This is a genomic window from Puniceibacterium antarcticum, assembly GCF_002760615.1.
In the GTDB taxonomy this organism is placed as follows: domain Bacteria; phylum Pseudomonadota; class Alphaproteobacteria; order Rhodobacterales; family Rhodobacteraceae; genus Puniceibacterium; species Puniceibacterium antarcticum.
Map to the genome: position 1 here is coordinate 1 of NZ_AWWI01000142.1, position 22,732 is coordinate 22,732.

Genomic DNA, 22,732 nt, shown 5'->3' on the forward strand with positions numbered 1-22,732 from the left:
CGAAGGGCTGAGCGGCCCTTCGTCATCTCCAACCGAACCAACCTACAGGACAATAAAATGAGAAATCTTCTTTTGACGACAAGCTTCGCGATCGCGCTATCAGCACCGGCCTTTGCTGCAGGTACACACGACGGTGGACATGGGGAGACCAAGCCAGCCGCAATGATGGTCGGCATGCCGGGTGACGCCGCCAAGGTTGACCGCACAATCGACGTCACTTTGCTCGAAAACGATGAGGGCCAGATGCTGATCGAGAGTGAGCCGATGGATATCAAGGAGGGCGAAACCATCCGCTTCAACATCACCAACAAGGGTGAGCTGGAGCATGAATTCGTCCTCGACACGGTAGAGCGTAATGCCGAGCATAAGATCGAAATGGCCAAGATGGACATGGAACATGACGATCCGAACCGTATCCGTCTCGATGCGGGCGCTTCGGGCGAGGTTGTCTGGACTTTCGCAAATTCTGGCACATTCGAAGCGGCATGCTTGATCGCCGGCCACTACGAATCCGGCATGCACGGCCCGATCACCGTCAACTGAACCTTCCGAAAACCAAGGAAAACAAAATGAAACTTCTGAAAACACTGACGCTTACGACCCTGGCCCTCACGATGAGCGCGGGTCTTGCCATGGCTGAAACCTACACCAAAGGCACGATCAAGAAGATCGACGCCAAGGCCGGCAAGGTCACCATCATCCACGAAGAGCTGGTCGATCTGGAGATGCCTGCGATGACCATGGTCTTCCGCGCCGACGAAGAGATAATTGCCAAGTTGGCCGAAGGACAAAACGTCGAATTCGTCGCCGATCGCGTCCAAGGAAAATTGACGGTCACTGCTCTAAAATGAAATTAATGAAGGGTGGCGATATTTGTCGCCGCCCTTCGCATGACGAATGTAGTTCTATGGCAGATGTCATCTAAGGTTCCTGATGGGCACATAGAAATGCCATTCGAATTTTGAGAAAAGTCTGGGACTTACCTCGGTAAATTTCGGAATCTCGAAAAGTACTAAAAATAAACTTCCTGCGTTTATGCTTCTTGGCTTTATAGGGTAAAGTGAGTTGCAACATTTAGGTATCATTTACCTACCGAAAGCAAATTAGATTAATAATTAGGAGTTTACGAAATTAACGTAGCCCAAACAAATTTCGGTGAAGTTTGATCCAATCGCAATTTTATGCTTAAGAATTTCCTGGTTTATGCAGCATGTCCACTGGAAAACATCAGGATCCAGAGTCGCTTGATCTATAGCAAGACGATGGCGTGTTTTGAGAGAATGTATAGCGGTAGGCCAGAATTCCTCTGCCTTAAATAGATCAATACCGAGGGACGCGATGATAGTAAAATGTTCGGCATAAATTATCACATTTATGTGTAATAACAGATATTTAGCGATACACTTTGATACACAAAGAAGATGGAATGTATTCTGTAAAATGGATAATATCATTTTAGCGTATAAGACAATCTTATCGCGCATAGAAACGAAATGAGGTAGTAATGACTTCGAAAATTCTCAAAGGCCTTCTGATTTCTGCGTTTGTCACCGTCTCGGCGACAAACGCTATGGCAAGCAATACATCCGCAGCAGCCGTCGCAACGATTGAAAAGTATGCGCCGGATGCCAACGTCAGTGCACTGAACCACAGACAGATTTCCACACTGATGAATGTGATCTCTTCGAGCGACGAGGGGTTTGGCGGCAAACAAACTCAGGTTCAGGCGCTTATTCGGAACTTTGAAAATGGCGTATTTTCAGGATAACAAACCGCTTCCTGAAACCGAACAAGATCACAAGCTGCACTCGACTGAAGTTGAGTGCAGCTTTGTGACTTTCGCAACCCGCCAGCCTCACATCGCCGTCGCAGTACTCTGGCTGAGAGATGCTGTATCGGGGCATGAATTGTGCACTGGCTGCCACGTTTTGCATACCAGCAGTTCGGCTGCCAACGGTTCCACGTTGGATCCAAAATGAGAAAGGGGGTCTAGAGTGCTTGTCAGAATTAACATGTTTATGACCCTTGCCGTGGGTCGCTTTGAATAACAGCGGAACAGATAGCTCCCTACCTTCCCAACCGCTTCGCCCTCTCGGCTATCCTAACCATTTGTGCACTGCGAGAATGCGAGAAGCAGAACTTCGCCGCACTGAGCATGAACTCACGCAACGCAGGACGAAGCGCTAAATCGTTACTAGCGCACGCGCAGATACCTTTCTGCGTATGCGCCGTCCTCGCCCCATTGGGATTTCGCTTGCGGGCTGGTTCCCGGTGCGCGCGGCTGGCTTTCTTGCCTTCATGAGTGCTCAGAATGAGCTCACTGGGGACTCCCGGATGAGCTCATTGTGAGGGGATCGAGGGCCGCGGCGTAGGTCCATGGCATCAACGCATCGATGTCCTTGTCGAGATGACCATTGGCGAGCCTGGTGAAGAGATCATGCAGGTAGGCATAGGGTTCGACGCCGTTCATCTTGCAGGATCCGATCAGGCTTGCAAAGCGCGCCCAGGAACGGCCGCCCTCGTCGTGGCCGGCAAAAAGCGCGTTGCGGCGGTTCATGGCCGGGCTGCGGATGGCGTTCTCGACCAGGTTGGAGTCCATGTCGACATGGCCATCATCGAGGAAGAGCCGGAAGCCATGCTGGCGCGTCAGCATGTATGCGAGCGCCGCACCGAGGTCGGATTTCCGCGAGACGCGTCCGGCCTGGGCGGCCAGCCAGGCGAAGAACTGATCTACCAACTGTCGCGACAGGTCCTGACGGACGGCACGGCGATGATCGGGGGCTGACCCGCGGATGGCATCCTCGATCTTGTAGAGCGCGGCGATGCGCACCAGCGCCTCGTCGACGATGGGCGAACCCTTCTTTGGTTTGGCCTTGATCAACTTTCGCCGACCGTGAGCCCAGCAGAATGCCAACCGCAAGGGATCGCCGCCCGTGCGCTTTGGCGTGGCGAGGTGAGTATAGGCGCCATAGGCATCGACCTGGATCGTGCCGTTGAAGCCGGTCAGGATTTCATCGGCGTATTCGCCCTTTCGACCGGGGCGGTAGTGGAACACCACGCCGGGCGGCGCCGGGCCGTTCCAGCCCCGGTCATCGCGCAGCACCGCCCAAAAATAGCCGGTCTTCGTCTTGCCGCGCCCGGGATCCAGCACCGGGGCGGTGGTTTCGTCGACATAGAGCCGGGTGCTGCCCTGTTTCAGCAACACCGCCATTATTCGGTCCACCACCGGCGCGATCAGCGCACCGGTCCGACCCATCCAGTCGGCCAACACCGACCGGTCGATCGGCACGCCGTGCCGGGCCATGACCACAGCCTGACGGTTCAGGGGCATGTGCTCGGAATGCTTGGACACGGCGATCTGGGCCAACAGCGCCTCGGTGGGCCAGCTGCCCTCCAGAAGATGCGCCGGGGCTTTGGCCTGAACCACACCCGCGCGCCCTTTGGGGCAGGCGTATTTCGGGCGGATCGTGACGATCACCTGATAGCACGCCGGGATGTAATCCAGCCTGTCGACCCTGTCCTCACCGATCCGCACCATGTCGCCACAGCCGCAAGGGCAAGCAATGCTGTCAGGCTCGATGACACGCTCGACGCGCGGCAGGTGTTCCGGCAAGGCGCGCGCCTTGCGCTTCTTGCGCGGCGCCTTCTTTTCGGGTTCGGTCTCGCTGGCCGCGATCTTCTCCTCGACCGCGGCAATCTGTTCCTGGGTCTCGGCGATGGCGGCTTCCAGATCCTCGAGAGCAAGCTCGAGCTGCGCGGGGTCCAGCTTTTCCGATTTCGGCCCGAACTTCGCATGCCGGTATTGTCCGACCTGGCCTTCCAGCTTCTCGATCAGGGCCTTCAACTCGGTGATGAAGGCGTCCTTCTCGACAACTACCGCCTGTTCATGCTGGCGGGCCGCACGCTCGACCGAGGCCTCAAACCGTGCTGCTTCCAGTGCGGCCGACTGTGCGGCAAAGGCCTTCACAACCTCGGGCGGAAGGTCCGGAAACTGGCTGAGATCGAAGGGCTGCGACATGCGGATTCATAGCCGTTCCAGCCAAGAAAGGCCAATAAAACAACGCCGGACAGCTGAGTAAATCATCCCGCCGCAATGGGTGGAGTGACCCGCTGCGCAACGATCCGGCGCCAGTCCAGACCTTCGAACAAAGCTTCGTGTTGGGCCCGCGACAGCCGCATTGTCCCGTCCTGAACCTTCGGCCAGGCAAAGCTGCCCTGTTCCAGGACTTTGTAGACCATCACGAGACCCGTTCCGTCCCAGACCAGAATCTTCATCCTGTCGCCGCGTTTCGAGCGGAATACGATCGTCACCCCGGAATGCGGATCGAGCTTCAGCTCGGTCTGCACGATCAGCGCCAGAGCGCGATGGCCACAGCGGAAGTCCACCGGACGCGTCGCAATCAGGATCGGCTGGCGCTGTCCCGCGACGATCATGCCGGTCCTCGCAACGCACGCGCCACCGCTGCTGCCCGCTCTGGCGGAACATCGCCCGGCACCCGCAGCACCAGATCGTTCCCGATCTCGATCGTGATGACGCCGCTGATCCGTCCGGCATCCGCTGGTGGACCGACGTCCTCAGACTCCACCGAAACCGGCACAAAGGCTGGCAGAGCGTCTGACGGCATCCTGGCCATGGCGTCAGCGGGCAGGACAAGACGGCCCTCGCGAGCCTGACGCCGCCAATCCGAAAGCTGATGCGCTGCCAGATCATGCCGCCGCGCGACATCCGCCACCCGCGCGCCCGGCTGAAAACTCTCTGCCACAATCCGGGCTTTCACATCATCCGGCCAGCGCCGATATCCACGCGTCCGCTGCACAACCTCGATGCAACCGTCAAACCCGTCGCCGCCATCCGCCATCATCATCTCCTTCTGAAAGCTCAGAACGAAACTCGCCGCTCGGTCAGAGTCGGGAAACCGCAGAAATCAATGGGGCGGGAACGGCGCATACCTTTCTGCGATTTGCCGACCTCAACAATGGATTACGCAAGGACTGCACGTCTCTAAAGGCTACGACTTTGATCCAGCGAGACAATCTGTCCATTCCTCCAAAAGACAAACGGGCGAATCAACTAAGCCTTGCGTTCTGTTTTTCCTCGAAAACTTTAAACAGTTGGTGGTCAAAACATGACCGACGGCAACTGCGATCAACTCTTATTTTGCGTCTCACGATTGATCGGATAGCCGCTTGCCGGGCCTTTGGCCGGTTGAACCAGCATCCTGTCGAGCCACAGGTCACGCGGTGTCCGGAATTGCTCGATCCCGATCGACATGCCCTCGTGCCCTGCTTTTGGCTGCGCCTTGTAGGTCCCAAGCAGTCTGTCCCACCAGGGAAGGTTGAAACCGAAATTGCTGTTCGTCTCTTCTGGGCGGATCGAGTGATGGACACGGTGCATGTCTGGCGTCACCACGATCAGGCGCAGGACCCGGTCTACGAATGTCGGCAACCGAACGTTGGAGTGATTGAACATGGCGGTCGCGTTCAACAGTACCTCGAAGATCAACACAGCAACCGCTGGAGGACCCAGAGCCATCACCACCGCCAACTTGATCCCCATCGACAGTAGTATTTCAACCGGATGAAAGCGCAGGCCCGTCGTGACATCAAACTCGAGGTCGGCGTGATGCATCCGGTGTAGCCGCCACAGTGCAGGCACCGCATGGAACATGACGTGCTGCAGATAGATGACCAGATCGAGCACGACGATCGAGACGAGAACTGCAACCCACCCCGGCGCTTCGATGATATTGAACAGTCCCCAGCCACGGTCCTGAGCAATCACGGCCAATCCAACCGCGAGGATCGGGAAACTCAGGCGCAACACAATGGTATCGATCACCACGAGGCCCAGATTGTTCGTCCAGCGGATCACCCGCGGAATCTCCCGCCGTCGTCGGGGTGCTGCAAGTTCCCACAGGGCCATCGCCACCAAGACACCGAGAAAAGCGATGAGGCGAAGTTGTAGTTCGGTGGCAAGAATGGAGTCTGGCATCGGTGCTGTCGTAATCTCTATGCTGCAGTCCACACGGCGCGAACGTCAGGTAACGGTGAACTGCCCCATCATGCCGGCATCCTCATGCTCGAGGATATGGCAGTGAAACATGAATGGCGTATCGCCGCTGGCGGGCTGGTCGAACCGGGCGAGGATTTCGGCCTCGCCGGGCACCAGCACAGTGTCTTTCCAGCCGGTGTTCTCCGGCCGCGGGGGGCCGCCGTTCTCGCTGACCACCCGGAAGCGTACGCCGTGGACGTGGAACGGATGCGCAACCATGGTGCTGCGGATCTGCCAGCGTTCCACGGTTCCCCGGGCGACCTCGAAATCGATCCGGTCCATGTCGAAGGGACGCCCGTTGATGGCAAAGCCACCGCCCCCCATCATCATGCCGCCCATGCCCATGTCGAGCGATATCTGCCTTGTTGCGATCTCTGCGCCCGATAGATCCTCGGACGCGCCATCCAACTGGTCTGGCAGGCGGGCGATCCGTGCAGCAAGCGTGCTGTCGGTGGCGAACTGGACGACACCAAAGGCCTGGCCCGGATCGCTCATAAGCACAGGCGCGCTGCCTGACGAGAAGTCGACAAGCACCTCGGCCCGTTCGCCGGGTGCCAAGCGCAGCACATCAAGCGCGACGGGTGCAGGCAGGAAGCCGCCGTCGGTTGCCACCAGGTGCATGGGCCGCGTATCGTCGAAAAAAAGCGTGTAGATGCGCGCATTCGAGCCGTTGAGCAGGCGCAGTCGCACGATACCCTCCGGCACGACCGCAGTCGCGCCCGCCTGACCATTGATGAGCATCCGGTTCCCGGCAAACCCGTGCATTATGTCCATCATGGAAGGGTCATAGACCATACGTCCGGAGGCATCGAACCGACGATCCTGCAAAACGAGGGTTAGATCGTCGATCCCGTATGCAGATGGCAGACCGCGCGCATCGTCCTGCCCGTCCGTCATATGGATGACCCCGGCCAGTCCGAAATAGACCTGTTCTGCAGTTCGCTCGTGGATATGCGAGTGATACCAGACGGTTGCCGGGTCCTGCGCAATGGATATCTCTGGTTTCCATGTGGCACCGGGCGCGATTGCGAGATGCGGGCCGCCGTCATGCTCTCCGGGCACCAGAAGGCCGTGCCAGTGCGTGCTGATCGGTTCATCGAGAGTATTCTGCACCTCGGCCGCCAGATCGCCGTTCTGCATCAGGATGGTCGGGCCCAGATACACCTGATTGAACCCGGCGGTCGGCATGCCGGGACCACCAGCAAAGGCCGTCCGCCCCGACGTTGTCGTCAGCGCCAATCGCCCCGTCGCCCGCGTATCGAGAAGCGGCGGCATGGTGAGGCGCGTGACCGGTGTTTGTCCCTGTGCAAAGGCAAGCGCGATCCGCGTCTGAGAAAGGACGCCAGCGGTCAGGATCGCTGCGGATGTTGAAGTCAGGAACTGGCGTCTTTTCATGCGGATCTTTCAAGGCGTGGTTGGAAGCGTCGCCGTGGCAAAACCTTCTATGGCAGTGGCGTTTGGCGAAGCGCCATGACGAAACACGACACTAAAACTCGGGCAGCCACCTGCGAACGCGGCCTGGGTCTCGCGTGTCCTGAAAAGACACGACGCATGCGGATCAGTCAGACAGCAGCTTCTTGCGTTCGGAGAACTCGGTCGAGTCGATCTCACCCTTGGCATAGCGTTCCTTGAGAACCGCAAGGGCGCGGTCGTGTGCGGCGTGGCTGCTGACGGCGGGTCCGGTCGCGCCGAACAGGCGTAGGAGATATATGATCCCCGCAACGATCCCGACCACGATAAGGATCATGAAGATCGGTCCAAGGACCATCCCGAAGCCTCCCCACTGGCTGCCGCCCCACATCATGTCATGTCCATGGTTCAATGGGCCGTATCGATCCGGGATTTCCCCAACCTGCGCCATCGCTGACGTTGCAGCGACGCAGAGTGCGCCTGCCATGCTCGGGACAATCGCCCTGTTCCTGAGTTTCATCCTTTTGCTCCTTTTGCACGGTATCGACTGCGACTACCTATTAGATATAGAGTTGTAATGGAGAAACGGCGCGCAGGCCCTGATCTGTATCAAGGCGGCGGCGCCGAAGTGCCATAGCATTCCTCGAAGATGCGCAGGCGTGGTTTGTAGAACAAATGCTCTGATTAGGCCGCGCAAGGCCAATTTCGGTGCCGCCTCTCCAAGTCAGCGCCTTCCAAGCCCACCAACAAGGAATGCATTTCAGTGAGCTACACGATCAATCGCATGTTCAAAGACACCACTCTCGACGACATTGATGTCCGCACCCGAGCCGCCCTTGCGGACCACGGATTTGGCATACTGACCGAGATCGACGTCAAGGCGACAATGAAGAAGAAGCTTGATGTCGAGATGTCGGCCTACCGCATTCTCGGCGCCTGCAATCCGAAGATGGCGCATCAGGCGATTGGGATCGAGCCGCGAGTGGGGGCGATGCTGCCCTGCAACGTGATCCTGCGCGAGGTCGAGGGCGGCGTTGAGGTCAGCGCCATCGATCCGGTGGCGTCAATGCAGGCGATCAAAAACGCTGAACTGACGTCCGTTGCGGGCGAGGTCCGCGACCTTCTGTCGAAGGTCGTCGAGGCGATCTGAGATGAGCCTGCGCGCCGCAATACTCGCAGCGCTGGCGATCCTCGGGATCGCCCTGCTCGGCGTGTGGCAGTTCGCGCCGTCGGTTTTCACAGATGCACGCGGGCTGATGGACGCTGAGCGTCTCGATAGGCTGGTGGCGCGTGCTGGCCTCTGGGGGCCTGTCGTGATCATCACGTTGATGACCGTCGCGGTCGTAGCAAGCCCGATCCCGAGCGCACCCATCGCGCTGGCCGCTGGGGCTGCCTACGGACATCTTTGGGGCACAGTGCAAGTCGTGATCGGCGCCGAGCTTGGGGCGCTGATCGCGTTCGGCCTGGCACGAGTTCTGGGTCATGATGTTTTGCGAAGGGTGTTCGGTGACCGGGTGGACGCCGGTCTGCTCGGCTCACAGACCGCCTTGACGGCGACGGTCTTTGCCAGCCGCCTGATGCCCTTCGTGTCCTTTGACATGATCAGCTACGCAGCCGGACTCAGCCGACTGCACGCCTGGCGCTTCGCGCTTGCGACATTGGCTGGCATCGTTCCGGCGAGCTTTCTGCTCGCGCATTTCGGTGGCGAAGCGATTAGTGGAGATCTCGGGCGGGCGACATGGGCGGTGCTCGGCCTTGGCCTGATCACGGGATTGCCGCTGCTCTGGGTGGCGACCCGACGCAAAACCGAAAAGGACTCCTGATGCCGGACGCCTACAAAAAAACAGCATCACCTTGCCAGGCGCGGTGGCCATGGGCACCGGCGTGATGATCGGCGTGGGCATCTTCGCGCTGACCGGGCAGATCGCAGAACTCGCCGGGCCGCTCTTTCCGCTCCCGTTCGTCGTCGGTGCTATCGCGACCGCGTTCAGCGCCTACATCTACATAAAGATGTCGAACGCCTATCCGTCGGTGGGCTGCATCGCGATGATCCTTGAGAACGCCTACGGGCCTACGACAACAGAGTGCGCGAGACGTCGGCAAAGTCAACGACCGGTGCGAGTGTCGGCATCGACAGAACGGCAAGGCCCGAGGTCGAGGCTACGAAGAATGACAGCGCCATTTCGTTACAATGCATCACTTGGAGCGGCGTTTTCAGCCCTGCGACGGGCAGCGCGGTTGACATAATCCCCCGAACTTTATGCAGAAAGCGGTGGTAGGAAAGATACTTAAGCCAGGAGGCATTGGCGATCAGCACAAAAATTCCAGTGATCCACAGCGCGAGGACAACCCAACAGTGGATCATGAAGACATCGCTTTGGACGAGCCGTCAAGTCGCAGTCTGGATGCACTCCGCCCGCTGTTCTATCGGCTATCTTGTTCAGATCGTTCGCATCCGCTGAGATCTCGATGAAAATGGTCCATACTGTAGCAATGGCCGCCGGCAAGTCGGGCGGACAGGCTTCGACGAAGTTGGCGGCGGCGGCGGCCCGGTCGATCCGTTCTTGGGGTTCGGTAGATGAGATGTCGAGGCCGGCGCCGCGGACATTGCCTCCCGCCGAAGCCGCTGCCGAGGCCGCTTTTGTTAGGTCGCGTCTGGCGAGAACGATCTTAAATGCTGCGGGTTTCGCGAGTTGAACTGCCGTTCGCACGCCAACGTCGTCATGGCTTCCGATCAGCCAAATCTCAGGTTGCGTTGTTTGGGGGGTCACTCGCGCGTTTCGCTTCCTGTCATTTGGATTTCTCGATCAAGCAAAGAGTTCCGGACATTCGCGGGCGCATTTATTGGTCAAGATGATGTAAACAAGATGTAGTGTCGCCAACCCCGCCAGAAGGCAGAAGAACGAGATGTAGGCGTATTGAAGAAACACGAAATCGACCACTACGACCGCCACCAGCGTCAGCGCAAAGTGGCGTATATGCCGGTAATGCGACAGCGCCGGAGGAAGGATGATCAAGGTGCCATAGATCGTGTTGGTCAGCCAGCGTGGCATCATGAAATCGAGCCACATCGACTTCTCATAGGCCAGTGACTGGTTGTTAACCTCCACAACCACCATCGAGCTGTCCAGCCCGTGCGGGATGTAGAGCAGCAGCCCAAACGCCAGTCCAATCAGTGCCATGGTTAAGAATAGCCGCTTGCGTGGGCTGTCATCTGGCTCCAGCACATAGACCGAGAACGGGATCCAGATCGGCCACATGAACCAGGTGAAAAAGATGAACCCCATCGCCCCCCAGAGCACTGTGAACGGGTCGTTACCGGTCATTCCCAGCCAGACATTGCCTTCCATGAACTGCTGCAGTCCGGCAAAAAGCGGCATCAGCGCAATCGGAAGATAGCGCTTGTTGCGGCGCCAGGCGACGACAGAAACCGCTGCGCCGCCGCCGAGCAGAAAGACGCTGGCCGCAAAGCTTACTTGGGCTGAGAGACACATGTCGGCATTCCCAAATTCGCGTTCGATTTTGTTTTCCAACACATGTCGCATTGCGGGTCGCCCCGCGACAATGTTTGGGTTCTGGCGTAATGTCCGCGTTCGCCGTTACCGGCGATGATATCGGCACCCGGCCAGTCGTACTGGCACCAGCTTGCAAAGAATGCCTCCAGATCACCACGGTCGCCGCGCGCGGCAACAAGTGCACGTACGAAGCTTTGCGGCGGGCAATGGGTGAAGTTGGTAATAATATCGTCGCCGTCCAGATACGTTTCGACGCTATAACCGGGCGCGCTGAAGGGAAAGCGCAGCAGCGACTTGATCGTCCATTGCAACCGGCGCGCCGGATCGCGGGTGACAAGACGGAACGGCCATGACGAGGTCCTGAGCATCCGCGCATAGACCACCCAGCCGGTATCCGCGACCAGTTGCCGGGCAGTACCCTGCGCGACGCCCTTGTCCAGCAAAACCCGATACGCAGCACTGGTGAACACCGCCAGTTCCACCATGAGCCGGTTGCCGAAATTGGGCAGTGCCACTTGATCGGCAATTTTGCGCTGTGACGCAGCCTCTGCAGCAAGGTCCCGCATAAATCGGATGAGATCAGCCCTGAGCCAGCGGCATTTGCGGCCATCCGCATACTCAATCTCGCGCGACAACAGGACATCGCAGGCCGCACCTTTCAGAAACTGCAGCAATATCTGGCGAACCACCGGAAGAAGTAGGTTCTTGCAGGCTGTACCGTTGGGGTTCAAATTGCCTCCGATCTGCGCGCGATCAAATCGCTCATGCGGTTGCGCCTTAGCAGGCCGCCACCGCGATCAATTGGCCATCAAATTCGCAATGTTCTCTGGGATGTCGTCGTGCGAGAATTTTGCCTGCTCTGCGGGATCGTGGACAAAGGCGATGATATCGGCCAGTTCCTGCCCGGTCAGCTCAATCGGCATGCCCAACTCGTCTTTCTGCATCTTCACCATCACCTCGGCACCGCGCCACATGCGGGCGGCAAACTCGAATGGGTTCATCAGCGTGTCCATGAACTCAGCATCCAGCATCGGCGCATCTTCGCCGCCAATGCCGTTGATCGAGTGACAGACGACGCACCCTTTGGCAGCGAACAATGCCCGGCCGTTTTCGGGATCCATCTGCGGCATCATCAGTCCGTGGCTCATCATGTGACTATCTGCCATTGCGGCGGTGTTGACGGTCATCGCGGCAAAGGTGGCTCCGACGATCGCCAAAGTCCTTGTAATACTGTGGTCCATCTTTTGTCCTTTCTCATTTTGGATTGGTTGTGATCCGTGTTCCGGCCTCTCCGTCCAGCAGCAACAGTGCATCCGCAAGCCGGCCAATTGCGGCAATACCGCCGTCGCTAGCGAACTTGGCTGCCGCGCGTAATTTGGGGGCCATCGAGCCTTCGGGCGCATCAAGACTGAGGGCCGCATCAGGTGTTACATGCGGAATTCTTTTGGCATCCGCAGTGCCGAAATCGCGATAGACGGCATCTACATCGGTAAGCAACAACAGCGCGTCTGCCTTGAGCGCGCGCGCCAGCAAGGCCGTTGACGCGTCCTTATCGACGACGGCCTCGATACCGATGAGGCTGCCGTTAGCGTGGCGGATCACCGGGATGCCGCCGCCGCCAGTGCAGATCACCACAACACCTGCATCGAGCAGCAGCTCGATCACCCGAGTGTCCGGGATTTCGACCGGTTTGGGCGAAGCCACGACGCGCCGCCACTTGTCACCATCGGGCGCGATCCGCCATTCACGTGCCTTGGCCAGAGCCTCGGCTTCGGCGCGGGCGTAGACCGGACCCACGGGTTTGGTGGGATTGGCAAACCCCGGATCACGCGGATCGACCACCACCTGGGTCAACAGCGTCGCCACCGCGCGATCATGTCCTAGCGCATTCTCCAACTCCTGCTCGATCATGTAGCCGATCATCCCTGCCGTCTCGGCCCCCAGAACGTCCAGTGGGTAGGCTTCGTCGGGCTTGTAGGCCGCACCTTGCAGCGCCAGAAGGCCCACCTGCGGACCATTGCCATGGGTGATCACCAGCCGGTGACCCGCCCGTATGATTCCCGCCAGCGCCTTGGCTGCCACTGCCACATTGACGCGCTGCGCCTCAGCCGTCAGCGGCTGACCGCGCTGCAAAAGCGCATTGCCCCCCAAAGCTGCAACAACCAGCACCACTCAGCCTCCCAATGTGGCGACGAGTACCGCCTTGATCGTGTGCATCCGGTTTTCCGCCTGATCGAAGACGATCGACGCCGGGCTTTCGAACACCTCGTCCGTCACCTCCATTGCTGTGATGCCGAACTGCGCCTCGATATCCTTGCCAACGGCGGTGTCGGTGTTGTGGAACGCGGGCAGGCAATGCATGAATTTCACGCGCGGATTGCCGGTTTTCTGCATCACTTCCGCATTGACCTGATAGGGCATCAGCAGCTCAATCCGTTCGGCCCATTTTTCCTTGGCCTCGCCCATCGACAGCCAGACGTCGGTGTATACGAAATCGGCGTCCTTGACGGCCTTTTCCACATCTTCGGCGATCATGATCCGCGCGCCGGTCTCAGCGGCGATGGCCTTGGCCTCGGCCTGAATCTCCTTGCTGGGCCAGCAGGCCTTGGGTGCGCAAAGCCGCACATCCATTCCCATCTTGGCCCCGCCAATCAGCAGGCTGTCGCCCATGTTGTTCTTGGCATCACCCAGGAACGCATAGGCGATTTCGCGCAGCGGCTTGTCGCTGTGTTCCGACATGGTCAGGAAATCTGCCAGGATCTGGGTCGGGTGAAATTCATCCGTCAGGCCGTTGTAGACGGGTACACCGGAAAACTCGGCCAGTTGCTCGACGATCTTCTGGCCAAAGCCGCGGTATTCGATGGCATCATAGACCCGGCCCAGCACGCGGGCGGTGTCCTTGACGCTTTCCTTGTGGCCGATATGGCTGCCCGAGGGCCCGAGATAGGTGACGGTCGCACCCTGATCGTGCGCCGCAACTTCGAACCCGACGCGGGTGCGCGTGCTGTCTTTCTCGAAAATCAGCGCAATCTCTTTGCCCTTCAGCCCCGGCTGTTCAGTGCCTGTATATTTCGCGGTCTTGAGATCGGCGGCAAGCTTCAAGAGAAACCCGATCTCGGCAGGTTTGAAATTGCGCAAAGTCAGAAAACTGCGGTTCTTGAGGTTAAAGCTCATGGTGTGATCCTTTCACGGGGTCATTCGGCATCGCGGATGGTCGGGCAGCTCATGCAATGGCTTCCGCCCCGACCCCGGCCAAGTTCGGCGCCGGGGATCGCCAGAACCTCGATCCCGACAGCCTTCAGCGCTGCATTGGTGTCGTCGTTGCGGTCATAGCCGACGACAACGCCGGGGCGCAGCGCCAGCACGTTGTTGCCGTCGTTCCACTGTTCGCGCGATCGCTCCGCCTCGGTATCGCCGCCGGTGGGGACAATAGTCAGTTTCGGCAGGTGCAAGACCTCTGCAACCACGTCGAACAGGGGCCGGTCGTCACGCCGGAATTGCAGTGGCTTCTTGCCTTCGGCCGGGCGCAGATCAAAACAGGTAATTTCGTCAGCGACCTCTTTGAAACTTGTCACCACATCGCCGCCGCACAGCGTGAACACCGTGTCCAGATGCATGGCCGAGCGACTTTTGGGCAACTGACAGGCAATCACACGCTCTGCTACTCCCTTGTCAAACAGCGCCGCAGCTAAAAGGCCGATGCCCTGCGGCGAGGATCGCTCGCCCATGCCGACCAGCACGGTGCCATTGCCCACCGGCATTACATCACCGCCCTCGACAGTAGCGAGACCGTGCTCCACCGTTGGGTCGCCCCAATGCACCGTGGCCTTGCCTGCAAATTTCGGGTGGTACCGGTAAACCGCCGCCGTCAGCAGTGTTTCGGGCTTGCGCGCAGGCCAAAACATCGGATTGAGCGACACTCCCCCGTAGATCCACGCGCTGTTGTCGCGGGTGAACAGAAAGTTGGGCAGCGGCGGCAGGACTAAGCCAAGCGGCCCCAGATAACTGCCGAATAGGCCCGACGGTTCAAACGGCAGATCGCCAACCTCCAGCCCGCCGATCAGATACTCGGCCAGCTTGGTGCCCGGTAGCTCATGCATCCAGGCCAGTAGCTCGTCCAGCATGCCTGTGCCGACATCATTCGGCGTTACCCTGTGGTCCAGCACCCATTTGCGTGCCTCTGGAATGTCCAGCACCTCGGCCAGCAGGGTGTTCACATCCAGAACTTCAATACCTTCGCTGCGCATTGTGGTTGCGAAGACATCATGGTCATTTTGGGCCTGCTTGACCCAGAAAACATCGTCAAAGAGCAGCGCCTCAGCATTTGACGGCGTCAGGCGGCGGTGCGCCAGACCGGGGCGGCAAACTATAACTTGCCGCAGCCTGCCGGTTTCGGAATGAACGCCAAGATCATGACTGGTCATGGGGGAAGCTCCAAGTTTCAAAGGATTGCGGCGATGCTGAGCACGGCCGAGATAAAGATCGTCAGGATCAGCAGAAGCGGCCAGACAAAGGCAATCCAGCGGTCATAGGGCACGCGCCCGATGGCGAGGCCACCGATCACCACGGCCGAGGTCGGCGTGACCAGGTTCACCAGACCGCTGGCGGATTGATAGGCGGTCACCACCAGATCGCGGGAAACCCCGGCGAAATCTGCTAGCGGTGCCATGATCGGCATCGACAGAACCGCAAGGCCCGACGAGGATGGGACCAGAAAGCTCATCGCGACCTCAATCCAGAACATCAAGTTGATGAAAGCCAGTTCCGGCAATCCACCTACGGTTTGCGCCGCGCTGTTCAAAATCGTGTCGGCAATCAGACCCTGTTCCATGATGACAACGATGCCGCGGGCCAGACCAATGATCAGTGCCACGCCCAGAAGGTCGCGCGCGCCATCGACAAAGTTAGCGGTCAGGCGCTTTTCGCCCATCCGCGCGATCAGCCCGATCAGAATGGCCATGCCCAGGAATAGCGCGCCCATCTGCGCCATCCACCAGCCTTGAGAGGAGACACCCCAGATCAGCGCCGCAAAGGTTGCCGCGAACAGGATCAGGATCACCGATTGTGTGCCGCTGAGCTGGTCCGCTTCGGTCTCATTGCCGCCGGACAGAAAGGCCTGTTTGTTGCCATCGGCCTGTGCCGTGACGATCGAGCGGGCCGGATCGGCCTTCACCCGCATCGCGTAGCGCATGACATAAGCCACGCAGATCGCAAGCCCGCCGAGCAGCAGTACCAAGCGCACAACAAGACCATCGGTAAACGCCACACCCGCCGCGTTCGACGCGATCACGGTGGCGAAGGGATTGATCGTGGAACCCAGCGTGCCGATCCCAGCGCCGATCAGGATGATCGCAACCCCGGTCAGCGCGTCGAACCCTGCAACCATCATCACCGGGATCAAGAGCGCATAGAAGGCCAGCGTTTCCTCCGCCATGCCATATGTCGTGCCGCCGAGGGCAAAGAGCGACATCAGGATCGGGATCATCCAGACCTCGCGCCCCGTCATTTTGCGCATTGCCGCCCTGATCCCGACATCAATTGATCCGGTGGCGTTGACGACCCCCAGAAAGCCGCCCAGAAACAGCACGAACAGCGCCACGTCGATGGCGTTGGCAGCATAGCTGTCGGGGTCATAGAACCCCGCCGTGGGGGCAAGCAGGACATCAATGAAACCTTGCGGATTGGCGTCGACCGTCTTGTAAGTACCAGCCACGGCGACTTCGCGCCCAACAGCCTCGTTCATCACGCGGTCATATTGACCCGCAGGGATGATCCAGGTCAGAGCCGCCATCAGAACAATCAGCAGGAACAAAATCGTATAGGCAGTCGGGAATCGGGACCCAAGTTTCTCGGGCTGAGAATCCGTCTTGACCGGTTCGGTTGTCATGGTTCTGTCCTTTTTCGATCAATGTGCTTGCTGAGGTTCTGACCGCAGCGCCGGAAAAAAGGCTGGGACATGTCGCGCATAGTCCTCGAAGACCGTGCCGAACCGCTCGCGTGTTTCACGCTCTTCCGTGCGCGCCAGGCGGGCGTACATCCAGATCAGCAACGGATACATTGCCAGCGTCAGAAGCGTCGGCCACTGCACCAGAAACCCGGTCAGGACCAACACGAAACCCGTATATTGCGGGTGCCGCACCCGGGCGTATAACCCTGTGGTAGCCAGCTCACCTTTGCGCTGCGCCCGGTACAGAACAGGCCATGCGGCCGAAATCATCCAGAACCCGCCGCCGATCAAAGCGAAACTGAGAAGGTGGAAGGGGCCGAAATGCGGATTGGCCTGCCAGCCGAAAATCATCTCGGGCAAGTGCCCGGAGTCATGGGCGAACCAGTCGACGCCGGGATAGTTGGTCTGCAACCAGCCGGACAGAAGATAGATGGTCAGCGGGAAGCCATACATTTCAGAAAACAGCGCCACCAGAAAGGCGCTGAACGCGCCAAAACTGCGCCAGTCGCGCGAGGTCTGTGGTTTGAAGAAGCTGAAGGCAAATAGTATAAAGATTGCGGCGTTGAGGGCGGCAAAGAACCAGAGGCCATATGAGGAGGCAACGTCGCTCATGACTTGTCGCCACCATGCCCGCCATGACCTCCACCCCCGTGGCCGCCATGCATGAAGAAATGCATCACGATGCAGCCAAGCAACAGGACGGCAATTAAGCCATTGCCTGCAAAGATGTGAACACGGTGTTCGAAACCGAGCAGTATTGCAGCAACAGCAAGAAAAACGATCAGCGCGACCCCTGTGCGAGATTTCCAGAAACGAGGCGCTGGTACCGGGTCGTTCTTTTGCTGGTCATGGTCTGTCATTGCAAACGCGCCCCATTTTGTGCGCAGACAAGTCCATCTCATCTGCTTCTGTTTTGGTTAGACGCGGGCTGAACCAAAACCTTACAGAATATCCGACATGCCAAGTTCCGACACGCCAACGAGGCGCCACCGCTATTTCTTCGAAAGACTTCACGGCCCGTCCGGTTGACGACCATGCATTGAGACTAACCCAAATCAGGGCACTGCCTTAGCCACACCCCTACCGTTGAGCCTTAGAACTTTCTTGGGGATGGGCTGATGAACAGACGTGCGCAGCGGCCAACCTTGAAGAACAACACGGTACTGCGGCTAGCAGTTGCTCTTCTTTTGGCTGTGTTCGTCTTTGTTTCCGTTGCACATGGACCAGGTCCGACGGTACCAGACAACTTTACCGCGCAGACTGGCGAAGCAACAGTTCAGTCCGACCCAGGTGTCATTCGTCATCCTTCGACCCGCGACCACTGCCGTGTCTTGGATGTTGCGGTCATACGAACGTTGAAATTTCCCCAGCCATATTGGCCCCTGCCCAGATCCGACATCTGGCGAACCGAGACTGCAGTCGCCGCTCCAGATGGTCGCTTATTCGGATTGTTTCGCCCACCGAAGGCTGTGCCAGAGCAAGCCTGAATGGGGCGGAGCGGCGCAAAACAACGACCCTCTACTCCTTCGTAGTCAAACTTTCCGAATACGGAGATCCACATGCGTACCGAGAAACATGGCCCGGACCGGGCTCAAAGATCGCTGCCCGACAGCGACTTCGTCAACCAGAGACTGTTAGAAAGAAGACGCGCGTTTCTGACTTATTTCCGACATAAACTTAGCAATGCACAAGATGCGGAAGATGCGTTTCAGGATTTTAACCTCAAGATCATCCGATCCGCGCGATCGTTGCAAAACGCCGAGAAGACTGATGCCTGGCTTGGTCGCACAATGCGCAATACGCTGATTGACCATTATCGCCGACGCGCCACAAGAAAACTTGGGGAAACAACATATGCGCAAGAGGTCAACATCACTGCGAACGCGGTCAAAGAAACCCAAGTCGAGACACCGTGCAATTGCCTTGGTGCGGCAATGTTAGATCTGAAACCCGAATATGTCAGCCTATTGCGGCGTGCCTATCTGGCCGAAGAACCCCGCGGTCGTATCGCGACAGATCTTGGCGTAACGGCCAACAGCCTGAATGTCCGACTGCATCGTGCCCGTCAGGCGCTGAAGTCCGCGCTTGAAATCTCATGTCCAGCTTGCCGTGCCAAAAGTTTCATGGACTGTGAATGCGAATGACGCAGAAAACGTAAAGGTAATGGTGGAGTTTTCGCTGATGCCGTCAGGTTGGGGCATCCATGGCATCAACAGAGCCGTTAAGCGACGTCTCCCCCACTTTTGCAGGCTTTCCATCTTCGGCCAAAATTATAGCGCAGGGATTGTAAGGCCCGCCGACATCGCGCGTCTCCATAGACAGAAGCCTTACAAAGCAGGCATTCAAGCTGGAGACCAGAATATGACACAGGACCACGAATTCGCCGGTCCGATGAAAACCAAGACCGGGCGGCTATCGATCTATGCCGTTGGGATGAGAACCGGGATATTCCTCGCGATATCCTTCGTCTTGTGCGTTGGCTTCGGCCTGATCTTTCCTACGATGACGATGTATCAGGCCTGGCTCCCGCTGCTTCCGGGCTTTGCGTGGATTAGCCTTTCCAGCTTCGTCATCGGGCTGGTCGAGTCCTTCGCCTATGGCTGGTTTGTCGCGGTCCTCTTTGTACCGCTGTTCAACTACTTCTCCGAAAGGGCTGCCAAATGAATGACGTTCATCACATGCACGCTGCCAAACCGAAGGCACCTGACATGGAAAAGCTCCCAGTCGTCTCTCCGAAAGCGCCAATGGGATCGCCAGTACCTTACTCGCAGGATCTTTGGGAACGTTCGATCCTGTTCTTTGACACGCTGCGGCAGCGCGCCGACAACATGCGCGACCACGAACGTGCCGGAATGCCGCCGTTACTGGATTTCAAGTACGAAACTGTGCTGGATGCGCGCCGCTTTGACACTCCGGCAAACTATGCCCTGCTGAAGATCACCGAGATCGACGACAACTGTCTTGTCGACTGTCTCGACCCCGAAAAGCCGCCGGTGATCATTATCGATCCGCGCGCCGGGCATGGCCCCGGCATTGGCGGGTTCAAGCGCGACAGCGAGGTCGGCATGGCGATGCACGAGGGTCATCCGGTCTATTTCGTGGTGTTCTTCCCCGAACCGATGCCCGGGCAGACACTGGCGGACGTGCTGCACGCGCTGCGCCGCTTCGTTGAGGAAGTCGCCGGGCTTCACCCAGGAAAACCGCCTGTACTGTATGGCAACTGTCAGGCGGGCTGGGCGGTGACGCTGCTGGCCGCCGATTGCGAAGGTTTGGCGGGACCGGTGGTTCTGAATGGTGCGCCGCTGTCCTACTGGGCGGGCGAAGACGGCGTGAACCCGATGCGCATTTCCGGTGGCCTGCTGGGCGGGGCCTGGTTGACGCACCTGATGGGCGATCTTGGTGACGGGCGACTAGACGGCGCATGGCTCGCGCAGAATTTCGAAAGCCTGCAGCCGGAAAAGGCGATATGGGAAAAGCACGCCAATCTCTTGACGAATATCGACACCGAAGCCGAACGCTTTCTGGATTTCGAACGCTGGTGGGGTGGCTATTACACGCTCAGCACTCCGGAAATGATGTCGATCGTCAAGAACCTGTTTATCGGCAACAAGCTTGAAAAGGGCACGATGGAGGTCGACGACGATTGCATCGTGAATTTGAGGCAGATCACTAACCCCATAGTTGTCTTTGCATCTTACGGCGACAATATCACGCCGCCTGCGCAAGCACTCGGGTGGGTCGCCGAGGTCTATGCCAACACGGCTGACCTGATCGCCGCCGAGCAGCGCATCGTTTATCTGACGAACCCGCATATCGGACATCTGGGTATTTTCGTCTCGGCCAGCGTGGCCAAGCTGGAACACCGGGCCATTCTGGAAAGCCTGGCGGAGATTGAGGCGCTTGAGCCCGGTCTCTACGAGATGAAGATCGAAAACCCGACAGGCGATCCGGATTGCCACAAGTCAGATCTGATCGTGACTTACGAGCCGCGCGAGGTTGCAGATCTAAAGGCGGACTATCCGCGCGAAGCGTTCGAAAAGGTAGCCGAGGTCTCGACGACGCTGGACAGTTTCTACAGCGCCTTCGTCAGCCCATGGGTGCGGGCGATGACCACGCCAGCCAGTGTCGAGTTGCTGAAATCACTGCATCCGATGCGGACAAGCCGGTACATGTTTTCCGAGGCGTATAATCCATGGATGCGCGGCGTGCGGATGATGGCAGACGCCCTGCGCGACACCCGCCAGCCGTTGCCCGCCGATCATCCGGGTATCGTCGCGGAACGCAAGGCGATGTCTGATGTCGGGCAGATGATTCATGGCGCGCGCGAACGCCGTGACGCAACCCTTGAGCAAGTCTTTCGGCAGCTCTATGGCGGCGGCCCCAAACCTGCCCAAACGCCCCCGGCTGTATCAGGTGCAGTCAAATCAAAGGCCAGCCCCGCTAAATCCAATCGAGCCAAAGGAAAACGCCATGTTGTCGGGGAGTGAGGTTGTGTTGAGCAACTTCATCGGCAGTAATTTGACTGCCATGTCGCTGTTCTCGCATCTGCGCAAAAAATATACTGTTCTGGCTGTCAGGATGACTCTCACCGATCAGAAAGTTCGCCCAGATGCCAGATAGCGCCGTCCTGACACTCAACGCCGGCTCATCCAGTCTGAAGTTCGCGATCTTTACCAATGGCGAACGGCCCCGCCGACTCTGGTCGGGCGCAATCGAGCGCATCGGATTGCCGGGTGCCCAGTTTCGACTTTCAGACGCACGCGACACGGTCGTCCGCGAAGAAACCGGGAACTTCGAGGACCATGATACCGCTCTGAAACGGCTGCTCTTCACCACTGAACATGAAGCAAGCGGAGTCAAACTGGTTGCCGTCGGTCACCGGATTGCGCATGGCGGACCGGACTGCGACTGTCCCGAACTTGTGACGCCCGCGCTAAGGGCGCGATTGCAACAGTTGACGGTGCTGGCTCCCCTGCATCTTCCCGCCAACCTTTCCGGGATCAATGCGGTGCAGATCGCGCGACCTGATCTTACTCAGATTGCCTGCTTTGACACGTCTTTCCATCATGACCTACCGCACATTGCCCGCTTGTCAGGCTTGCCTCGAGCGCTTCAAGATGAAGGGCTGCGCCGCTACGGTTTCCACGGGCTGTCTTATGAATACATCGTCAAGGCGCTGCGCGACGCGAATGTCGCAGTCGATGCCGAACGGATCGTCGTGGCGCATCTCGGCAATGGTACGTCGATGTGTGCGATACGCGATGGAAAGAGCCTCGAGACGACAATGGGGTTTTCGACGATCGCCGGGTTGCCAATGGGTACGAGGTCGGGCGATATCGACCCCGGCCTGCTGTTACACCTTCTGATTGACAAGGAAATGACGCCTGAGGCGGTTTCGCAGTTGCTCTACGCCGAAAGCGGACTTCTCGGCCTATCCGGCATCAGCCGCAATATGCAGGATTTGCTGCAACGCCCTGATGATAAGGCAACCGAGGCGGTGGCGTATTTCTGTTACCATGCCAGGCGGCATCTTGCTGGCCTGACAGCGGCTTTGGGTGGGATCGAGCGTTTGGTGTTTACCGGCGGCATCGGTGCCAATGCGCCGCAGGTTCGGGCGGGCATTTGTAGCGGGCTGGGTTATCTCGGCATCGTATTGGACAAAACCGCAAACCTTAGCGGCGATCCAGTGATTTCGTCCAGGTCTGCAGGCGTTACGGTCGAGGTGCGTCAGACCGATGAAGAGGCGATGATCGCGGGCCATGTCCACGATTTCATGGCCAGCCAACCGATGGCGCGGGAGGCGTGAAC

Annotated in this window: 23 protein-coding genes and 2 pseudogenes; 9 read left to right on the forward strand and 16 right to left on the reverse strand. The window is 58.5% G+C overall.

Features of this window, described 5'->3' with window-relative positions; all coding sequences use genetic code 11:
- The first annotated feature begins 57 nt into the window (after positions 1 to 57).
- Together P775_RS29110 and P775_RS21110 are read left to right on the forward strand one after the other, a co-directional pair.
- Positions 58 to 851: pseudogene (locus P775_RS29110) on the forward strand (copper-binding protein).
- Between the two features lie 653 nt (positions 852 to 1,504).
- The gene (locus tag P775_RS21110; protein WP_099912849.1) at positions 1,505 to 1,768 is read left to right on the forward strand and encodes a hypothetical protein; all 264 of its coding nucleotides are present in this window, start codon (positions 1,505 to 1,507) and stop codon (positions 1,766 to 1,768) included.
- A 549-nt stretch (positions 1,769 to 2,317) separates the two neighbouring features.
- Here the strand turns inward: P775_RS21110 and tnpC are convergent.
- The 6 genes from tnpC to P775_RS21140 all read right to left on the reverse strand — a co-directional run bounded on the left by tnpC (position 2,318) and on the right by P775_RS21140 (position 7,982).
- Positions 2,318 to 4,018 carry an IS66 family transposase gene (gene tnpC / locus P775_RS21115; RefSeq protein ID WP_099912850.1) on the reverse strand — a complete coding sequence of 567 codons (1,701 nt, stop codon included), beginning with the start codon at positions 4,016 to 4,018 and terminating at the stop codon, positions 2,318 to 2,320.
- 62 nt (positions 4,019 to 4,080) lie between these two features.
- Entirely contained in the window at positions 4,081 to 4,434 is a 354-nt protein-coding gene (gene tnpB, locus P775_RS21120) for an IS66 family insertion sequence element accessory protein TnpB (RefSeq protein ID WP_099912851.1), read from the reverse strand.
- A complete protein-coding gene (tnpA, locus tag P775_RS21125) occupies positions 4,431 to 4,859 on the reverse strand; it encodes an IS66-like element accessory protein TnpA (RefSeq protein ID WP_099912870.1) in 429 nt (142 codons plus the stop codon). Before tnpA ends, tnpB begins: the two co-directional genes overlap by 4 nt.
- A gap of 287 nt (positions 4,860 to 5,146) precedes the next feature.
- Positions 5,147 to 5,992: a sterol desaturase family protein gene (locus tag P775_RS21130; protein ID WP_099912852.1), complete on the reverse strand. Its 846-nt coding sequence runs from the start codon at positions 5,990 to 5,992 to the stop codon at positions 5,147 to 5,149.
- A gap of 45 nt (positions 5,993 to 6,037) precedes the next feature.
- Positions 6,038 to 7,447 carry a multicopper oxidase family protein gene (locus P775_RS21135; protein ID WP_218967739.1) on the reverse strand — a complete coding sequence of 470 codons (1,410 nt, stop codon included), beginning with the start codon at positions 7,445 to 7,447 and terminating at the stop codon, positions 6,038 to 6,040.
- A gap of 163 nt (positions 7,448 to 7,610) precedes the next feature.
- Positions 7,611 to 7,982, reverse strand: coding sequence for an SHOCT domain-containing protein (locus P775_RS21140; protein ID WP_099912853.1), 372 nt, complete (start codon positions 7,980 to 7,982; stop codon positions 7,611 to 7,613).
- A gap of 243 nt (positions 7,983 to 8,225) precedes the next feature.
- Between P775_RS21140 and P775_RS21145 the strand changes: the two genes are divergently transcribed.
- The 3 genes and pseudogenes from P775_RS21145 to P775_RS29960 all read left to right on the forward strand — a co-directional run.
- On the forward strand, positions 8,226 to 8,612 hold the full coding sequence (locus P775_RS21145) for a DUF302 domain-containing protein (RefSeq protein WP_099912854.1): 387 nt from the start codon (positions 8,226 to 8,228) through the stop codon (positions 8,610 to 8,612).
- Between the two features lies 1 nt (position 8,613).
- Complete coding sequence (locus P775_RS21150; protein ID WP_099912855.1) at positions 8,614 to 9,285, forward strand: TVP38/TMEM64 family protein; 672 nt, start codon at positions 8,614 to 8,616, stop codon at positions 9,283 to 9,285.
- Between the two features lie 49 nt (positions 9,286 to 9,334).
- A pseudogene (locus P775_RS29960) lies at positions 9,335 to 9,541 on the forward strand (amino acid permease); the annotation flags it as partial.
- Here the strand turns inward: P775_RS29960 and P775_RS27695 are convergent.
- The 10 genes from P775_RS27695 to P775_RS21200 all read right to left on the reverse strand — a co-directional run bounded on the left by P775_RS27695 (position 9,534) and on the right by P775_RS21200 (position 17,784).
- On the reverse strand, positions 9,534 to 9,827 hold the full coding sequence (locus P775_RS27695) for a hypothetical protein (RefSeq protein ID WP_143520960.1): 294 nt from the start codon (positions 9,825 to 9,827) through the stop codon (positions 9,534 to 9,536). The pseudogene P775_RS29960 and the gene P775_RS27695 sit on opposite strands and share 8 nt — an antisense overlap.
- A 442-nt stretch (positions 9,828 to 10,269) precedes the next feature.
- Positions 10,270 to 10,956, reverse strand: a complete 687-nt coding sequence (locus P775_RS21160) for a DUF6629 family protein (protein WP_099912856.1) — start codon at positions 10,954 to 10,956, stop codon at positions 10,270 to 10,272.
- Complete coding sequence (locus P775_RS21165; protein WP_143520961.1) at positions 10,935 to 11,492, reverse strand: hypothetical protein; 558 nt, start codon at positions 11,490 to 11,492, stop codon at positions 10,935 to 10,937. The genes P775_RS21160 and P775_RS21165 overlap by 22 nt, the downstream gene beginning before the upstream one ends.
- A gap of 282 nt (positions 11,493 to 11,774) precedes the next feature.
- Positions 11,775 to 12,218 carry a c-type cytochrome gene (locus tag P775_RS21170; protein WP_099912858.1) on the reverse strand — a complete coding sequence of 148 codons (444 nt, stop codon included), beginning with the start codon at positions 12,216 to 12,218 and terminating at the stop codon, positions 11,775 to 11,777.
- 13 nt (positions 12,219 to 12,231) lie between these two features.
- Positions 12,232 to 13,146 (reverse strand): carbamate kinase, encoded by a 915-nt coding sequence (gene arcC / locus P775_RS21175; protein WP_099912872.1) that lies wholly within the window; start codon positions 13,144 to 13,146, stop codon positions 12,232 to 12,234.
- Between the two features lie 3 nt (positions 13,147 to 13,149).
- Positions 13,150 to 14,151 (reverse strand): ornithine carbamoyltransferase, encoded by a 1,002-nt coding sequence (gene argF, locus P775_RS21180; RefSeq protein ID WP_099912859.1) that lies wholly within the window; start codon positions 14,149 to 14,151, stop codon positions 13,150 to 13,152.
- Positions 14,152 to 14,171: 20 nt separating this feature from the next.
- Positions 14,172 to 15,401, reverse strand: coding sequence for an arginine deiminase (locus tag P775_RS21185; RefSeq protein WP_099912860.1), 1,230 nt, complete (start codon positions 15,399 to 15,401; stop codon positions 14,172 to 14,174).
- A gap of 17 nt (positions 15,402 to 15,418) precedes the next feature.
- Complete coding sequence (locus P775_RS21190; RefSeq protein WP_099912861.1) at positions 15,419 to 16,864, reverse strand: YfcC family protein; 1,446 nt, start codon at positions 16,862 to 16,864, stop codon at positions 15,419 to 15,421.
- An 18-nt stretch (positions 16,865 to 16,882) separates the two neighbouring features.
- Complete coding sequence (locus P775_RS21195; RefSeq protein ID WP_099912862.1) at positions 16,883 to 17,536, reverse strand: methyltransferase family protein; 654 nt, start codon at positions 17,534 to 17,536, stop codon at positions 16,883 to 16,885.
- Entirely contained in the window at positions 17,533 to 17,784 is a 252-nt protein-coding gene (locus P775_RS21200) for a DUF2933 domain-containing protein (protein ID WP_099912873.1), read from the reverse strand. The genes P775_RS21195 and P775_RS21200 overlap by 4 nt, the downstream gene beginning before the upstream one ends.
- A 699-nt stretch (positions 17,785 to 18,483) precedes the next feature.
- On the opposite strand from P775_RS21200, the gene P775_RS21205 reads away from it, so the two are divergent.
- From P775_RS21205 to P775_RS21220, 4 genes are all read left to right on the forward strand, one after another.
- Entirely contained in the window at positions 18,484 to 19,068 is a 585-nt protein-coding gene (locus P775_RS21205; RefSeq protein ID WP_099912863.1) for an RNA polymerase sigma factor, read from the forward strand.
- Positions 19,055 to 19,588: a DUF5676 family membrane protein gene (locus P775_RS28590; RefSeq protein ID WP_218967740.1), complete on the forward strand. Its 534-nt coding sequence runs from the start codon at positions 19,055 to 19,057 to the stop codon at positions 19,586 to 19,588. The genes P775_RS21205 and P775_RS28590 overlap by 14 nt, the downstream gene beginning before the upstream one ends.
- Positions 19,589 to 19,632: 44 nt before the next feature.
- On the forward strand, positions 19,633 to 21,411 hold the full coding sequence (locus P775_RS21215; protein ID WP_245875793.1) for a DUF3141 domain-containing protein: 1,779 nt from the start codon (positions 19,633 to 19,635) through the stop codon (positions 21,409 to 21,411).
- 122 nt (positions 21,412 to 21,533) lie between these two features.
- Positions 21,534 to 22,730 (forward strand): acetate/propionate family kinase, encoded by a 1,197-nt coding sequence (locus P775_RS21220; protein WP_099912865.1) that lies wholly within the window; start codon positions 21,534 to 21,536, stop codon positions 22,728 to 22,730.
- The last annotated feature ends 2 nt before the right edge of the window (positions 22,731 to 22,732 follow it).

Bases quoted from the DNA above. Each gene is read 5' to 3' on its own strand.
- P775_RS21195 (WP_099912862.1), bottom strand. From the start codon at position 17,536: ATGAGCGACGTTGCCTCCTCATATGGCCTCTGGTTCTTTGCCGCCCTC.
- P775_RS21140 (WP_099912853.1), bottom strand. From the start codon at position 7,982: ATGAAACTCAGGAACAGGGCGATTGTCCCGAGCATGGCAGGCGCACTC.
- P775_RS21160 (WP_099912856.1), bottom strand. From the start codon at position 10,956: ATGTGTCTCTCAGCCCAAGTAAGCTTTGCGGCCAGCGTCTTTCTGCTC.
- P775_RS21200 (WP_099912873.1), bottom strand. From the start codon at position 17,784: ATGACAGACCATGACCAGCAAAAGAACGACCCGGTACCAGCGCCTCGT.
- tnpB (WP_099912851.1), bottom strand. From the start codon at position 4,434: ATGATCGTCGCGGGACAGCGCCAGCCGATCCTGATTGCGACGCGTCCG.
- P775_RS21220 (WP_099912865.1), top strand. From the start codon at position 21,534: ATGCCAGATAGCGCCGTCCTGACACTCAACGCCGGCTCATCCAGTCTG.
- P775_RS21215 (WP_245875793.1), top strand. From the start codon at position 19,633: ATGGAAAAGCTCCCAGTCGTCTCTCCGAAAGCGCCAATGGGATCGCCA.
- P775_RS21150 (WP_099912855.1), top strand. From the start codon at position 8,614: ATGAGCCTGCGCGCCGCAATACTCGCAGCGCTGGCGATCCTCGGGATC.
- P775_RS21130 (WP_099912852.1), bottom strand. From the start codon at position 5,992: ATGCCAGACTCCATTCTTGCCACCGAACTACAACTTCGCCTCATCGCT.
- P775_RS21185 (WP_099912860.1), bottom strand. From the start codon at position 15,401: ATGACCAGTCATGATCTTGGCGTTCATTCCGAAACCGGCAGGCTGCGG.
- P775_RS21110 (WP_099912849.1), top strand. From the start codon at position 1,505: ATGACTTCGAAAATTCTCAAAGGCCTTCTGATTTCTGCGTTTGTCACC.
- P775_RS21205 (WP_099912863.1), top strand. From the start codon at position 18,484: ATGCGTACCGAGAAACATGGCCCGGACCGGGCTCAAAGATCGCTGCCC.
- P775_RS21170 (WP_099912858.1), bottom strand. From the start codon at position 12,218: ATGGACCACAGTATTACAAGGACTTTGGCGATCGTCGGAGCCACCTTT.
- argF (WP_099912859.1), bottom strand. From the start codon at position 14,151: ATGAGCTTTAACCTCAAGAACCGCAGTTTTCTGACTTTGCGCAATTTC.
- P775_RS21135 (WP_218967739.1), bottom strand. From the start codon at position 7,447: ATGAAAAGACGCCAGTTCCTGACTTCAACATCCGCAGCGATCCTGACC.
- tnpC (WP_099912850.1), bottom strand. From the start codon at position 4,018: ATGTCGCAGCCCTTCGATCTCAGCCAGTTTCCGGACCTTCCGCCCGAG.
- P775_RS27695 (WP_143520960.1), bottom strand. From the start codon at position 9,827: ATGATCCACTGTTGGGTTGTCCTCGCGCTGTGGATCACTGGAATTTTT.
- tnpA (WP_099912870.1), bottom strand. From the start codon at position 4,859: ATGGCGGATGGCGGCGACGGGTTTGACGGTTGCATCGAGGTTGTGCAG.
- P775_RS21190 (WP_099912861.1), bottom strand. From the start codon at position 16,864: ATGACAACCGAACCGGTCAAGACGGATTCTCAGCCCGAGAAACTTGGG.